The following is a 13,187-nucleotide window of genomic DNA, read 5'->3' on the forward strand; positions in this document are numbered from 1 at the left end:
CAAAATCATTAAATAAGATAAACCAGGAGGAAAACATGGATATTATTGTTGCCATTATTTTAGGCATAGTCGAAGGGATTACGGAATTTATCCCGGTCTCTTCCACAGGACATATGATCCTGACATCAAGATTAATGGGGTACGACGACCAATCCTCCGTGATGAATTCATTTGAAATTGTGATTCAGCTGGGGGCCATTCTGGCGATTGCCTGGGTCTACCGGTACCGGATTTTGAATTTGCTGGGCCTGCAGAAGGATAGCCAAACCTCCAGAGCAATCGGCAAACCGGCCGGGAAATTAAACCTGATCCACGTGCTGCTTGGCATCGTGCCGGCACTGGCTATCGGGTACATATTCAAGGATCATATCAAAAGTTTGTTCAGCGCTTCTACCGTGCTGTGGGCGCTTGTTGTCGGCGGCCTTTTTATGATCTTTGCGGAATGGTATAACAAGCGGTTCGCCCGCGTTTCGGCTGAAGACATTGATCAAATCAGCTATACGCAAGCTTTTCTGATCGGGCTGTTCCAATGTATCTCCGTGCTCTGGCCCGGCTTCTCCCGCTCTGGCTCCACCATTTCGGGGGGCATGATCGCAGGGGTAAGCTACCGGGCATCGGCCGATTTCTCTTTCCTGATTGCGGTTCCGATCATGATTGCCGTTTCGGGATACGAGCTGCTGGATTCCTATAAGGATCTGAACTCGGACACGCTGCTGGCCTTTGCTATCGGCTTCGTCGTTTCGTTTATCGTTGCCTATCTGGTTGTGCTTGCTTTCTTGAAACTGATTCAAAAGGTTAAACTACGGCATTTCGCTTATTACCGTTTCGTGCTGGCCGCTTTATTCTGGATCTTCATCATGAACTAAACAGCCTGGTATTTATAACCTGAATAAGAGACCAAGCATCTCCAACATAACGTACAGATACGGAGTGGGGCACGTTGCGTTTACTTCCAGTTAAGTCGCTGCAGCCGGGAATGAGACTAGCTCAAAAGATTTACAATGACGATGGGCTGATCCTGCTGTCGGATGAGGTCGAGCTGACGGCTTCTCTGATCAAAAGGCTTTCATCGCTGGGAATAGATTTTGTTTATATCTCGGATCCAAGAACCCAAGATATTCAGATTCCTGAGCTTATTTCGGCAGAAACGGAGCGGATGGCGATTCAGGAGCTCCGGACGAATTTTCTTAAAATTTCCAATCATTCATTAAAAGGCCTGGTTTATCCTTATTTGGGCAAAGCTTTTCTGAATGTGGTGGAGTCCATTATGAAGGACCTGGGCAGCAGGGATAACGTGCTGATCATGCTGGGAAATATTCATACGGCCGACCACACGCTGTTCCGTCATTCGCTAAATGTTTGTATCTACACGCTTATGTTGGGCAAGGCTTTTGGCTACAGCCAGCGGGAGCTGACCGTTTTGGGACTTGGGGCTGTTCTCCACGATATCGGAAAAGTCAAAATTGACCCGGCGATTCTGCACAAGCCCGAGCGGCTTAGCCAGGTTGAATTTGAGGTGATGAAGCAGCATGCCGAAATCGGCTACAGGATGCTCAAGGATGAGCCGGGAATTCCGCTTCAGGCGGCGCACTGCGCTTATCAGCATCACGAGCGGATAGACGGCAGCGGTTATCCCCGCGGCTTGATGGGCAGCGACATCCATGAGTATGCCCAGTGGATCAGCATTGCGGACTCTTATGATGCGATGACTTCTCAGCGGGTTTATAACCAGGCGCTGCTGCCTCACCAGGCTGTAGAAATTTTATACGCAGGCTGCGGAACTTTATATGACAAACAAAAGCTGGAGATCTTCCGCGATCATGTTGCGATTTACCCGCTTGGCATGACGGTCGTGCTGAATACCGGGGAAGTGGGCGTCGTATCGCGAATCCATCCTTTTGCTCCGCAGAGGCCCGTTGTTCGGGTGCTGTATGGTCCGGGGCACGAGGAGCTGCAGACGCCTTATGAACTTGATCTGATGAAGAAGCTGAATCTTGTCATTACCGGCATCGATAATGAATCGGCCCTGCCCAAACTTGAACAGGTTTAACTGGAGACAGACTCGTCCATGCCGGACGGGTCTGTTTGTTAATCCGGCATGGAATGTGCGGAGAAAAGGCATTTCATGGTATGATAGGACGTATACAAAAAAACATCGGTCAAAGCTATTGCACAGCAATGATCAGGTTAATAATAGGATAAGGTGAGTAAATCATGAATATGAGTAGCATTTCGCAAGGTGAACCGCAGGCCATTTCTCCGGTCAATGATCCCTGGGATCCGATCCGGTCTCTGCGCAAATTCGGCCGGCACCGGCTGACCAGCGTGGAGATGACTGTCACTAACCTTTGTAATATGCGTTGCGAGCATTGTGCGGTCGGCGACAGTCTTGTGCTGAAGGAGCCCGAACAAATCCCGCTGGATCTGATGCTGAGAAGGCTGGAAGAGGTCGAGCATTTGGAGACCATCAGCATTACTGGAGGCGAACCTTCCTTCCGTTTGAAGACGGTGGAGGAGAAGATCATTCCTCTCCTGAAATATGCCAAAGAACGGGGAATTCGTTCCCAAATCAACTCCAACCTCACTTTGGACTACGGGCGGTATGAGAAATTGCTGCCTTATTTGGACGTTATGCATATTTCTTTCAATTACACGGATGTGAAGGACTTCCATGAGGTGGGCTTTGCGCGAAGCGGGCATCCGGTCAGCCTGGAGGCCGCTTCCAGGATGTATGACGCTATGATTAACAATGCCTACAGATTAAGTCAGGACGGTATGTTTATTTCGGCGGAATCCATGATAAACTATCGTACACACCGGAAATTGCCGGAAATCCACCGGCTGATTCTGGAGATGGGCTGTAAGCGCCATGAAGTGCATCCGATGTATGCCGCCGATTTTGCAGAAGGTTTGCCGGTCTTGTCTTTGGAGGACATGCGGGCGGCGATTCATCAGCTGCTTGACGCGCGCGACCCTGAGGTTTGGATGCTGTTTGGCACCCTGCCGTTTTTTGCCTGCAGCTTTAATTCGGAGGATCAGGAGCTGGTGTCCCGGCTGCGGAAGGAAAAAAAGGTGACGGTTCGCAACGATCCGGACGGACGCAACCGGGTAAATGTAAATCTGTTTACCGGCGACGTCTTTGTGACCGATTTTGCGGCCATTCCTTCTTTCGGCAATATTGCGGATCAAAAGCTGGACGATATTTTCGAGCGCTGGCTGACCGAACATCCATTATCAGGAAGCGTGAACTGCTTCTGCGAGTCGGCCAATTGCTGCGGGCCTAATCTTCTGGTAGCAGACATGTATTATAAAGATACCGATTTCAAATCGCGCAAAGCGATTACTTTATAGAAATGAGGCGTTGGTTTTGCCCAGTCACACGGAATTCGAAATAGGCAAACTTTTTTTGAATTTACTGCTCGTTTTTGTTCTGGTTTTTCTGAACGGCGTATTTGTGGCCGCTGAATTTTCCCTGGTTAAAATGAGACAGTCCAGACTGACCCAGCTCGTGAGTGAAGGAAACCGGCGGGCCGGTTATGCCTTGAAGGTGAACCAAAGGCTGGACGCGTATTTGTCCGCAACCCAGCTGGGAATTACTTTGGCTTCCCTGGGTCTCGGCTGGGTGGGAGAGCCGGCGGTGTCCGAACTGCTGATTGAGCCGCTGATGCACCGGTTGGGAGTTACAGACAGTACCTTGATCAAAACGGTTTCGGTGGCTGTCGGATTTTTTGTGATCACCTTCCTGCATATCGTGCTCGGCGAACTGGCTCCAAAGTCGCTGGCCATCCAGAAGACGGAAGGCACTACGCTTTGGTTATCCGCGCCGCTAATGTATTTCTATAAGCTGTTTATGCCGGTGATCTGGCTGCTGAATACGGCAGCCAACGGCATCCTCAAGCTGATTGGCGTGGAGCCGGCCAGCGAGCTTGATGCGGCTCATTCGGAAGAGGAAATCCGCATTCTGATGAATCAAAGCGCCAAGAGCGGCGCTATCGACAAAGATGAAATGAAACTGATGGATAACATCTTTGATTTCTCGGATTTGCTGGCTCGTGAAATTATGCTTCCCCGTACGGATATGGACTGTCTGTATACCAACTTATCCTGGGAAGAAAATCTGAAAATTGTCGCGGAAACCAGGCATTCCCGTTACCCGGTTGCCCGCGAGGATAAAGACCAGATTATCGGTTTTGTACATATAACGGACATGCTGCTGCCCGATCCCGGAAGAAACAAAAATCTGGAGGCGATCATTCGCCCGATTCTGAATGTACCGGAATCTATGGAGATCAGTCATGTGCTGCGCCTCATGCAGACCCGTCATTCCCAAATGACGCTCGTTGTCGATGAATATGGAGGAACGGCGGGGCTGCTGACGGCCGAAGAGATTTTAGAAGAAATCGTCGGCGATTTGCATGATGAATTCGAGGACGAACGTCCTGAGGTAGAAATTCTGAAGGATGGCGTCTATTCTGTCGATGGCCGGTTGCTCATCGAGGAAGTGAACGATCTTACGGGAACGGATATCGAAGACGAAGAAGTGGATTCCATTGGCGGCTGGCTGTTCAAAGAGCTCGAAGGCGCCCCGCTCAAAGGGAAGAAGATCGAGCACGACAATGTGGTGTTCGAAGTGGCGGAAGCCGCCAGACTGCGGATTACGCGCGTCAATATTTATCGTTTGGAGAAACCTGCCGAGGATCAGGAAGCCGGTTCCGGCTCTCTAGAAGAAACATAAGCTTTTATCAGACCATGCATAGCATAGCTTTACTGACAAGAAACCCGGAAGGACCGCAGCTGCTGCGGCTTTCCGGGTTTTCTGCATGTGCTGGGGAGGACCGGCTTAGAGGCCGCGGATTGAAATTTTTTGGGAATAATCAACCTGGTCGAGTTCATTTTCTAGGCGTTTGTCATATGTTAGGAGTAGGTGATCTGCGATTTAGGCTTATTTATGTCGGTCTGAATATGCAAAACAACCGAAGGAGGTTTAAATTTTGGAATTCTCTCAGGTGCGAGTGTTTCATCCCTTTGTTGGGCCATTTGATCCTTGTCCTCCAATCTTAACCAAAACCTTCCAGACGCCGCCGCAGTTGTTCATTCCTTTCCAGCCGCCAAATCTGCCGCAATTTAGTCCACAAGAAGCTTTGTTTAAAGGCACCTTGTGGCCGGCTCTTTACAGCCCTTACGAATCCAGATGGGGAAAGGGGCAATAAGCAGATGGAACCGCAAAAACCTTGTGAGCCCGAGTTCTATGAGCTGCTGGAGCAGCTTCAGGCGCTTGATTTTGTGCTGGTGGAGCTAAATTTGTACCTCGACACCCACCCGGATGACCTGCAGGCCATCAAGCAATTTAATGTGCTGACCCAGGAACGTACGCAGCTGGCTAATGTCTTCCAGGAGAAATACGGACCGCTTCAAGGGTTCGGACGCGCCTACAGCCGTTATCCGTTTGAATGGCCGCAAGTACCGTGGCCGTGGCAGGTGTAAAGCCTGCCTCTGCGGCCGGCTATTTTATTTTTAGGAGGGGTCGTTTGAATGTGGGTTTATGAGAAGAAACTGCAGTATCCGGTCCGGGTAAGCAAATGTGATCCCCGAATGGCGAAGCTGCTGCTTGAGCAGTACGGAGGAGCAGACGGAGAGTTAGCCGCAGCCTTGAGGTACCTGAACCAGCGTTATACAATTCCCGACAAAGTCATTGGACTGCTCAATGACATAGGAACTGAAGAATTTGCCCATCTGGAAATGATTGCCACAATGGTATATAAGCTGACCAAAGATGCAACCGTCGAACAGCTGAAAGCAGCGGGACTTGATCCGCATTACGTCAATCACGACAGCGCTTTGTATTATCAAAACGCGGCAGGTGTCCCTTGGACGGCTACTTACATTCAAGCCAAAGGGGACCCGATTGCGGACCTTTATGAAGATATCGCGGCGGAGGAGAAGGCCCGTGCTACATACCAATGGCTGATCGATATGACCGACGATGTCGACATCCAGGACGGCCTGAAGTTCCTGCGTGAGCGTGAAATCGTGCATTCCCTCCGCTTCAGGGAAGCGGTGGAGATATTGAAGGATGACCGGGGAGCGAAAAAGATTTTCTGATCTCTTGAGTAACGGGGCAATCGAAGGGTTGAAATCAAGATTGGATTTTTTAAAAAAAGGGACGCTCCAAATCCGGAGTGGTCCCTTTGTTTCGTTTACATGGCGATTTGATTTTTACCGGAGCGTTTGGCCTGATAGAGCAGGGAATCGGTCTCTTCAAACAGACTTTCCCGGGAAATACCACGGCTGTAGCTTTTTAGTCCTATGCTGACGGTTACCGCTTTCCCGCCAAGTTCTTTGAAGTCTGTAGAGGATATTTTGCTGCGAATGGCTTCCAGCATCGTGTAAGCTTCGTCCAGCTCTTTGCCGTAGAGAAGCAGGGCGAATTCCTCGCCCCCATAACGGAAGGCCCGGTCGCCCGGCTCCAGATTCTCGCGGATGATCCTGGAGACATTAAGAAGAATAAGATCTCCGGCCCGGTGGCCGTATTGGTCGTTGACCATTTTAAAATTATCGATGTCCAGCAGCGCCAGGTGAAAACCCTCGCCTTGATGCCCATGCTCTAGTGCGGTGTCAAAAAAATGCTGAAACGTGCTGTGATTATAAAGTCCGGTTTGTGCGTCTTTCCTCGACTGCCTCATAATATGCCGTTTCTCTTTCTGGGCCAACTCCAGGTCCTTGACGAGCTCTCGTCCGCTGATGATGATGATGGTTGAGACCAGGGTGCTTACAAACAAAAATAGAGGGACCGCAATCACATCATAACCTGTCAGAAATGTGCGGAACCAGGCATCCCCGTAATACATTCCTAGGAATACGCCGGTTTGCAGAACGGAAGTAAACAGCGTCAAATCGATCCGGAAAAAAATCGTCGAAGCGATTATAGGCAGCAGCAGCAGCGCGGTAATGATCCGGATATCCATGTTCAAATGGATGATCTCCAAAGACAGGACTGCGCCTGCTCCAAATAAACTGAAAAAGGTGTATTTGGGTGCCCATTTGTGAATCATCTCCGCAATAACAACCGCCGTCCCCATCATGAGGGTAGGATACAATAAGATATCCATATAGAAGTCGCGAATTGTAATGTCGTAGGGTAAAAACCAGTAAGCAAACAGCTGAGCCGCATCGTGAAGGACAATGATAATCCAGTAGATCCTCAGAAACCAACGAATCCAGATGCTTTGTCTGTGCAGGGAGAGGGCGGATGGGGTAAAAAATTCGGACATGTTCAAGGGTTTCACCACACAAATAGGATGTCGGACAAGCAGCTAACAGATTCATTGTAAATTAATCCCTCCTGCCTGCCAACAAGTTTTACGGCATTTTCGGATTCATGTCTTGTTTGCTAGACTCCAGGGTTTGCCTTTATGATAGAAGTCGAAGAAGAGAAATGAGAGAATTCGGAGCACATCAGGGACTTACAGGAGGAACGGTTATGGACAGGATTATTGCCGTCAGCGATATTCACGGGGAACTGGACAAGCTGACCAGGCTGCTTAAGGCGGCCGATTACAAGCCGGATAAAGATCAGCTCGTGCTGCTTGGGGATTATATCGACCGGGGGCCGGATTCCAGGCAGGTGCTCGATTTGGTCATCAGTCTCCGGAAACAAGGGGCATGGGTGCTGAAAGGCAATCATGAAGATTTGATGATTCAGGCGTTGACCACCAAGGAAGAACAGGCTTGGAACCGCTGGGTGGTGCGCAATGGCGGGGATCGAACCCTGCTGAGCTACGGATTGTTTGAGCGCGATATTGAGGCCAGGGGAACGGGCGATGCTTTCCGTATGCCGGTCATGTATTCACCGGAGCTGTGGAAACATCTTGAATTTGTACAGAGTCTGGACCATTATATCGAAACCGACGATTTTATTTTTGTTCATGGGGGCGTGGACCCTGAGCAGGAACTGGACCAGACGCCTCCCTACACGCTGATGTGGATACGGACTCCGTTCCATAACGGATATGCCGGGGAGAAAAAGGTGGTGTTCGGCCACACGCCGACCAGCGTCCTTCATGGGGACCCGGCTAACAATCATGTGTATTACGGGGAGAATAATATTATCGGCATCGACGGCGGGGCTGTATTCGGCGGACAGCTTAATGCGCTGGATGTCACGAACGGAATCGTTTATTATGTGCGATGAACGCTCAGCATTGTTTTGCAATGAGCGGCCGACTATTTTATGATCAGGAAAGAAGCAGAGACGAATGATAAAAATCCGCATGCAGCGGATGCCAGGAGGAGACAGGAAATCATGGAAACCAGCCGACAGCTGACTAAACCGCAAGCGATCGTATTTGATATGGACGGGACATTGTTTAAGACGGAAACCCTGCTGATTCCCGCTTATCACAACGTATTTAACCAGCTGCGCGAAGAGGGGCTGTATACGGGAGAGACGCCACCGGAACATCTGATGCTTGGCAGCCTGGGGATGCTGCTTGAAGATATTTGGAAGACGGTTATGCCCCATGAGCAGGTTCATGTTCACCGCAGGGCCGATGAGCTGCTGCTGAAATTTGAGCTTCAAGGGCTGCAGGAGGCGACTTCGGAGCTGTATCCGTCCGTCCCCGAGACGCTTCAGGAACTGCATAACCGCGGTGTGAAGCTGTTTGTGGCCAGCAACGGACTGGAGCATTATGTCAAAGGGGTGGCTGATGTTCATCAGATTGCGCCCTTGTTTGACGGTCTATACAGTGCCGGTGAATATGCAACGTTATCCAAAGTGGATCTGCTTCGCCGGCTGATGGAGGATCACGGATTGGAGCGAATCTGGATGGTCGGAGACCGCTCCTCGGATGTAGAAGCCGGCCGGAAAAACGGGCAGACCGTGATCGGCTGCGCTTATGCCGGGTTTGGCAAAGAAGATGAACTGAAAGGTTCGGACGTGCTGATTACCGATTTCAGCCAGCTGCTGACCTTATACGAGCAGGCGGAAAAATAACAGCCAAAACGCAAACAGACCCTCAATCAGAAGGGTCTGTTTTTTTGGCTTTCTGTCGGTATGACCATAAAGCGTATTCCAGCGGCTTCAGAATAGCGTTGCGGTACGCCTCCTTGTCGCCGCTTCGGGCAAATACTTCCCGGGCCGGTTTGGGATTGACCTCCAGCACGTAAATACGGCCGCTGCGGTCAATTGCCAAATCCAGCGCCAGCTCGCATAAAGGCCCGTAAAACCCATCCAGATAAGACGCAATGCCCAAGCCGACTTTCTCGGCTTCGGCGCGGACTTCAAATACTTTCTGCTCGGCATGGATCCATTTCCTGAGCAGCGTATTCATCTCCGCAGCATGGCCTCCGCCATGCAGGTTGGAGGTTACGCTCCGTGCCGGGCCAATCCGCCCTGCACAGCCGGTTACCGACCAGACGCCGCTGCCATTTTTCTGGACGAGCATCCGGTAGTCGTGTACACGTCCGTTAGGCAGCATAATGTCGATGCCCTCCTGTACAAGAAAGGAGGTGCCTTTTTTCCAGTTCAGCAAATAGGGACCCATACGGGAGAGATGCAGCTTCTGGGGCGGAACGATAGCCCGCTGCCGGTTGCGCCCCTGGATTCTGTACATCTGCGAGCCCAGCTTCTCCACACAGAGGATTCCCCGGCCGCCGGTGCCCTGGATCGGCTTAATATAGATACGGTTATTTCGCTTGAGCATTGCATATACATCCGATAGTGAACCGAAGTATGCCGTGTCAGGCAGATAGTTCTTGAACTCGGGCCTGCGGGACAACACTTGGTAAATTGTCCATTTATCCCTTAAGGGTTTGTTTAAGAAATGCAGGTGTCCGTAACGTCTGCGGAAGACGCGGAGCTGCTCGAAACGTTTGCTTCTTTGAATCCGGCAGCGGTCAAAGATCATATCGGGAAAAGGCCGCCAGGAACGCGACCATTTTCCCTGGACCGGATCGAATACCATCGCTTGGATCATGTTTTTCTCCGCATTGACGTCGGAAGGGGTGAATACAATGACCTTCAGGCCGATTCTGTGCCCTTCCTGGGTCATACGTTCGTAGATTTTCCGTTCTTCAAGCTGCTTTCTGTCATTCAGATACAGCGTCAAAATGCCGAGTACAGGCTGCGGCAAAATATTCACCTTCTTTATTTGGGAAGTTGGCTTACCGGCTGCCGGAGCGTTCTTCAAGGTCCCTGGGCTTCCCTGACAAAAGAAGCGTTGGTTTACCGGTTGGACCTGCGGTCATCCCGCCGGCTGACAATCCGGCTTTGAAGCACATTTTGAGGCTGGCCAGGTTATCCAGGGCCACCTTGCAATTAAGCTGACCCATTTGCTCCAGCTGCGCTTTCATCAGCAGGGTGCCTATGCCTCTGCCGCGATAAAGCGGGTGTACCACGACTGCGCTCAGGTCTTTGCCGTAGCCTGCCGTACAAAGTACGCCAGCAAGGCGGCGGCCGTCTTCTGTCCACACCGCAGCCTGCATAATCCCGGTGCCGGGTTCGGCTAAGGATTGCGGGGTCAGGCGGAGTATAGAACGGTAAGCCTCCGCCGTAATCCGCTTGGATCCATATTTCCGGACGAAAGCTAGCAGGGTGCTGTGATACCTTTCCCAGGAAGCAAGCTCTTCCGGTTTAACGGAGGATATTTGCATCAGATCGCCTCCTTGTTTGGACATTTCATGGAGGGGCGTTACCCTTTCTTTGATTTTGAAAGGTAGCTGCTGTAATGAAACAGCCGCTGCAGCGATTTCTGCCGGATCTGCGGTTCATCGAATTTCATCGGTTTGGAATTGGCTTCAAAGAACCAGAGCTTTCCGTCTGCATCCACGCCCAAATCCATGGACATCTCCCCAAGCGGGTGCCCGCAGCCTTTCTCAATCTGGCGGGCAATCACAATCGCGGAGGTCCGCGTCAATTCCAGCAGCTCGTCGGTTTTCTCGCTGCCGAAAGTAGGCAGCAGCATTTCCCTCGGGTTCTCCACGCTGCCGCCCTGCGGGACGTGGGTGGTGATTCTTCTGCGTCCGGCAAGCCTTGCTCCAATGCCGGTTACGGACCAGAAGCCGCGGCTCGTCTTCTGAACCAGGACCCGCAGGTCAAAGCGGCGTCCCTGATAGCTGGCCAGCTTGATTTCCTGCTGCATGATGTAAGGCGTCTTGTCGGTTTCCAGGCGAATCCTGCGCCAGAGCAGCGGGAATTTGCCTGTTTTATAGACCACATTCCGGTTCGGTGCTTGAACAATCAGCTTGTAAGGCTTTTTATCCTGGGAGTCATAAGTCAGCTTCATGATGCCTTTGCCGGCTTTGCCGCTTTCGGGCTTCAGATAGAGCTGAGGACATTCTGCCAGCATATTCGCCAGAGAAGAACGGGTGCTGAGTCGTTTGGTTGCAGGCACAAACCCGGAAGTCTGCTTGGATTTCCTCAGCCAGCCGAACAGCTTCCATTTATTGAAGAAAAAAGGGTTAAACAGCTGAATTTGCGGGTGGTTTAAGCAGGCGCTGATTTTCCGCTGAATGACGCCTTTCTTCTCTTCTTCCCGGTTGGGGATACGGTTATAAATGATATCCGGCAGCGGGAACCACTGCTGAATCCACTGTTTGCCCTCCGCTTGGTAGGTGTAGCCCTGAACCTGGCCAGCGGCCAGCTTGAGGTCGCGAGTAGTCAGGACATACACCTGATAACCCAGCTCCTTTCCGGTTTTGAGAATGTCCCGGAAATTGGCATGGTTGCCGGCGAATTTCCGGGCCGGGTCAGCGACGGTGAGAACCGCAATCACCGGTTTGCGGTCATCCTGGCTGGTGATGCTCATGCTTCCTCCCTCCTCCGGAATTTGCTGAGGTACATGCAGTGATCAAGAATGTGCTGGATGGAGGCGCGGCCTTCTACTTTCAGCTGGGGATGTTTAAAGATGGAACGGCCAGGTTTGGCATTGGCTTCAAACATCCAGATATTCTCGTCTTTATCGATGCCGAGATCAAAACCAAGCTCGCCGATCAAATGCTCATGATGCCGTTCGATGCTTTCAGCCAGCGTAACGGCGACTTGTTTGGCCCGCCGCAGCACCTCTTCGCCTTTGGCGCCAAACGCCCGCGTCAAAGCCTGCTGCGGTGTCAACAAGGAACCGCCGTTTTTGATGTGGGTGGTGACGCTGCCTTTACCGGCCTTCTTGGCTCCGATTCCGACTACGGCCCATTGATTGCGGCCGTTCTTGTGCATGTGGAAGCGGAAATCGATCGGACATCCATCGACCTCGATCAGCCGGATTCCCTGCTGGACGACATAGCTGCGAAGGCCGTGGCCGTGACGGCGCTGCAGCGTTCGCATCAGAGCGCCGAAGCTGCCGAATTTCTGCAGCGCATTGCCTGATTTCTTCCGGTACCGGACAAAATAACCGCTTTGCGGGACATAAGAGATCCGATAAATGCCATTGCCGAGACTGCCGCCGCTGGGTTTGTAATAAACAATAGAGTGCCGCTCCAGCATATCCTTGATTTGGTCGCCGGTAGGATTAATGATGGATTCCGGCACATATCTATTTACGGCGGCGTCATGCTCAAGCAGCCGGTAAATATCGGATTTGTTGAAGAAACTCCAGTTAAAGAACGGGATTCTTCTGCGGATGAACCGCTCCCGCAGCTGATGAATCGAGGTTGTAGTCTCCGCTCTCCGGCTCGGCAGACGATTATAAACGACGTCAGGCAGCGGAACGCGCTGACGGTAGAAGCTGCCTGATTCATTCAGGAAAAAGCCGTTGACTGTTTCGTCCTGCCAGTTGATGTCCCGGGGGGTGAAGGCGAAGATATAACACATCCTGCTCCCCTCCCGCAGCAGCGACTTGATGAATCCGGTCCGGGAACCAAACGGCTGCTGGGCAGAGGAGGTAGGTCCGTCAGAAAGAACGCCGATGAGGGGACCGATCTGCACCTCGTCGTTTTGATTCAGACTGCGCAGGAAGATAGAGCCGGTTTTGGGAACCCGGATCCCCCGTCTGACCCCGGAAGCTAGATAAAGGTGATTGCCGGGCTTGCGGATCGGCTTGACGGATGCATAAATCCGGTCAGCGCCCAGCCGCAGATTCACCTTCTTTTTACCGCTCAGTTTGAGCTTTTTGAGCAGAGAGCCCGATACATAAACGATGCTTTGGGGCTGCTGGGTAAAGTGCACATTGCAGAAAGTCAAACTCATGGGTTAT

At 51.5% G+C, this 13,187-nt stretch carries 14 protein-coding genes; 9 read left to right on the top strand and 5 right to left on the bottom strand.

The annotated features are described in order from the left end of the window. The first annotated feature begins 35 nt into the window (after positions 1 to 35). From AWM70_RS03320 to AWM70_RS03350, 7 genes are all read left to right on the top strand, one after another. Entirely contained in the window at positions 36 to 866 is an 831-nt protein-coding gene (locus AWM70_RS03320) for an undecaprenyl-diphosphate phosphatase (protein ID WP_068694333.1), read from the top strand. Between the two features lie 74 nt (positions 867 to 940). Continuing rightward, positions 941 to 2,050, top strand: a complete 1,110-nt coding sequence (locus tag AWM70_RS03325) for an HD-GYP domain-containing protein (RefSeq protein ID WP_068694334.1) — start codon at positions 941 to 943, stop codon at positions 2,048 to 2,050. Between the two features lie 170 nt (positions 2,051 to 2,220). After that, positions 2,221 to 3,351: a radical SAM/CxCxxxxC motif protein YfkAB gene (yfkAB, locus tag AWM70_RS03330; RefSeq protein ID WP_068700332.1), complete on the top strand. Its 1,131-nt coding sequence runs from the start codon at positions 2,221 to 2,223 to the stop codon at positions 3,349 to 3,351. Between the two features lie 16 nt (positions 3,352 to 3,367). Next, positions 3,368 to 4,735, top strand: a complete 1,368-nt coding sequence (locus AWM70_RS03335) for a hemolysin family protein (protein WP_068694335.1) — start codon at positions 3,368 to 3,370, stop codon at positions 4,733 to 4,735. Positions 4,736 to 4,991: 256 nt separating this feature from the next. Continuing rightward, positions 4,992 to 5,210, top strand: a complete 219-nt coding sequence (locus AWM70_RS03340; RefSeq protein WP_068694336.1) for a spore coat associated protein CotJA — start codon at positions 4,992 to 4,994, stop codon at positions 5,208 to 5,210. Positions 5,211 to 5,214: 4 nt separating this feature from the next. Continuing rightward, entirely contained in the window at positions 5,215 to 5,484 is a 270-nt protein-coding gene (locus AWM70_RS03345; RefSeq protein WP_068694337.1) for a spore coat protein CotJB, read from the top strand. A 48-nt stretch (positions 5,485 to 5,532) separates the two neighbouring features. Continuing rightward, positions 5,533 to 6,102, top strand: a complete 570-nt coding sequence (locus AWM70_RS03350) for a manganese catalase family protein (RefSeq protein ID WP_068694338.1) — start codon at positions 5,533 to 5,535, stop codon at positions 6,100 to 6,102. Positions 6,103 to 6,197: 95 nt separating this feature from the next. Here AWM70_RS03350 and AWM70_RS03355 read toward each other — a convergent pair whose 3' ends face one another. After that, positions 6,198 to 7,271: a GGDEF domain-containing protein gene (locus tag AWM70_RS03355; protein WP_237167820.1), complete on the bottom strand. Its 1,074-nt coding sequence runs from the start codon at positions 7,269 to 7,271 to the stop codon at positions 6,198 to 6,200. 209 nt (positions 7,272 to 7,480) lie between these two features. Between AWM70_RS03355 and AWM70_RS03360 the strand changes: the two genes are divergently transcribed. Both AWM70_RS03360 and AWM70_RS03365 read left to right on the top strand, forming a co-directional pair. Further along, positions 7,481 to 8,191: a metallophosphoesterase family protein gene (locus AWM70_RS03360; RefSeq protein ID WP_068694340.1), complete on the top strand. Its 711-nt coding sequence runs from the start codon at positions 7,481 to 7,483 to the stop codon at positions 8,189 to 8,191. A 111-nt stretch (positions 8,192 to 8,302) separates the two neighbouring features. After that, positions 8,303 to 8,992, top strand: a complete 690-nt coding sequence (locus tag AWM70_RS03365) for an HAD family hydrolase (RefSeq protein ID WP_068694341.1) — start codon at positions 8,303 to 8,305, stop codon at positions 8,990 to 8,992. Between the two features lie 22 nt (positions 8,993 to 9,014). On the opposite strand, the gene AWM70_RS03370 is transcribed toward AWM70_RS03365, so the two are convergent. From AWM70_RS03370 to AWM70_RS03385, 4 genes are read right to left on the bottom strand one after another with little or no spacing between them, the layout of a single operon-like run. Continuing rightward, the gene (locus AWM70_RS03370; RefSeq protein WP_335582140.1) at positions 9,015 to 10,139 is read right to left on the bottom strand and encodes a YheC/YheD family endospore coat-associated protein; all 1,125 of its coding nucleotides are present in this window, start codon (positions 10,137 to 10,139) and stop codon (positions 9,015 to 9,017) included. 22 nt (positions 10,140 to 10,161) lie between these two features. Next, complete coding sequence (locus tag AWM70_RS03375) at positions 10,162 to 10,650, bottom strand: GNAT family N-acetyltransferase (protein ID WP_169823395.1); 489 nt, start codon at positions 10,648 to 10,650, stop codon at positions 10,162 to 10,164. A 38-nt stretch (positions 10,651 to 10,688) separates the two neighbouring features. Further along, positions 10,689 to 11,804 (bottom strand): YheC/YheD family endospore coat-associated protein, encoded by a 1,116-nt coding sequence (locus AWM70_RS03380; RefSeq protein ID WP_206093415.1) that lies wholly within the window; start codon positions 11,802 to 11,804, stop codon positions 10,689 to 10,691. Continuing rightward, positions 11,801 to 13,180, bottom strand: coding sequence for a YheC/YheD family endospore coat-associated protein (locus AWM70_RS03385; protein ID WP_068694344.1), 1,380 nt, complete (start codon positions 13,178 to 13,180; stop codon positions 11,801 to 11,803). Before AWM70_RS03385 ends, AWM70_RS03380 begins: the two co-directional genes overlap by 4 nt. Positions 13,181 to 13,187 lie beyond the last annotated feature (7 nt).

Origin of the sequence: Paenibacillus yonginensis (assembly GCF_001685395.1) — a bacterium.
Taxonomy (GTDB): Bacteria; Bacillota; Bacilli; order Paenibacillales; family Paenibacillaceae; genus Fontibacillus; species Fontibacillus yonginensis.

Bases quoted from the DNA above. Each gene is read 5' to 3' on its own strand.
- AWM70_RS03375 (WP_169823395.1), bottom strand. From the start codon at position 10,650: ATGCAAATATCCTCCGTTAAACCGGAAGAGCTTGCTTCCTGGGAAAGG.
- AWM70_RS03365 (WP_068694341.1), top strand. From the start codon at position 8,303: ATGGAAACCAGCCGACAGCTGACTAAACCGCAAGCGATCGTATTTGAT.
- AWM70_RS03360 (WP_068694340.1), top strand. From the start codon at position 7,481: ATGGACAGGATTATTGCCGTCAGCGATATTCACGGGGAACTGGACAAG.
- AWM70_RS03350 (WP_068694338.1), top strand. From the start codon at position 5,533: ATGTGGGTTTATGAGAAGAAACTGCAGTATCCGGTCCGGGTAAGCAAA.
- AWM70_RS03345 (WP_068694337.1), top strand. From the start codon at position 5,215: ATGGAACCGCAAAAACCTTGTGAGCCCGAGTTCTATGAGCTGCTGGAG.
- AWM70_RS03320 (WP_068694333.1), top strand. From the start codon at position 36: ATGGATATTATTGTTGCCATTATTTTAGGCATAGTCGAAGGGATTACG.
- AWM70_RS03380 (WP_206093415.1), bottom strand. From the start codon at position 11,804: ATGAGCATCACCAGCCAGGATGACCGCAAACCGGTGATTGCGGTTCTC.
- yfkAB (WP_068700332.1), top strand. From the start codon at position 2,221: ATGAGTAGCATTTCGCAAGGTGAACCGCAGGCCATTTCTCCGGTCAAT.
- AWM70_RS03355 (WP_237167820.1), bottom strand. From the start codon at position 7,271: ATGTCCGAATTTTTTACCCCATCCGCCCTCTCCCTGCACAGACAAAGC.
- AWM70_RS03385 (WP_068694344.1), bottom strand. From the start codon at position 13,180: ATGAGTTTGACTTTCTGCAATGTGCACTTTACCCAGCAGCCCCAAAGC.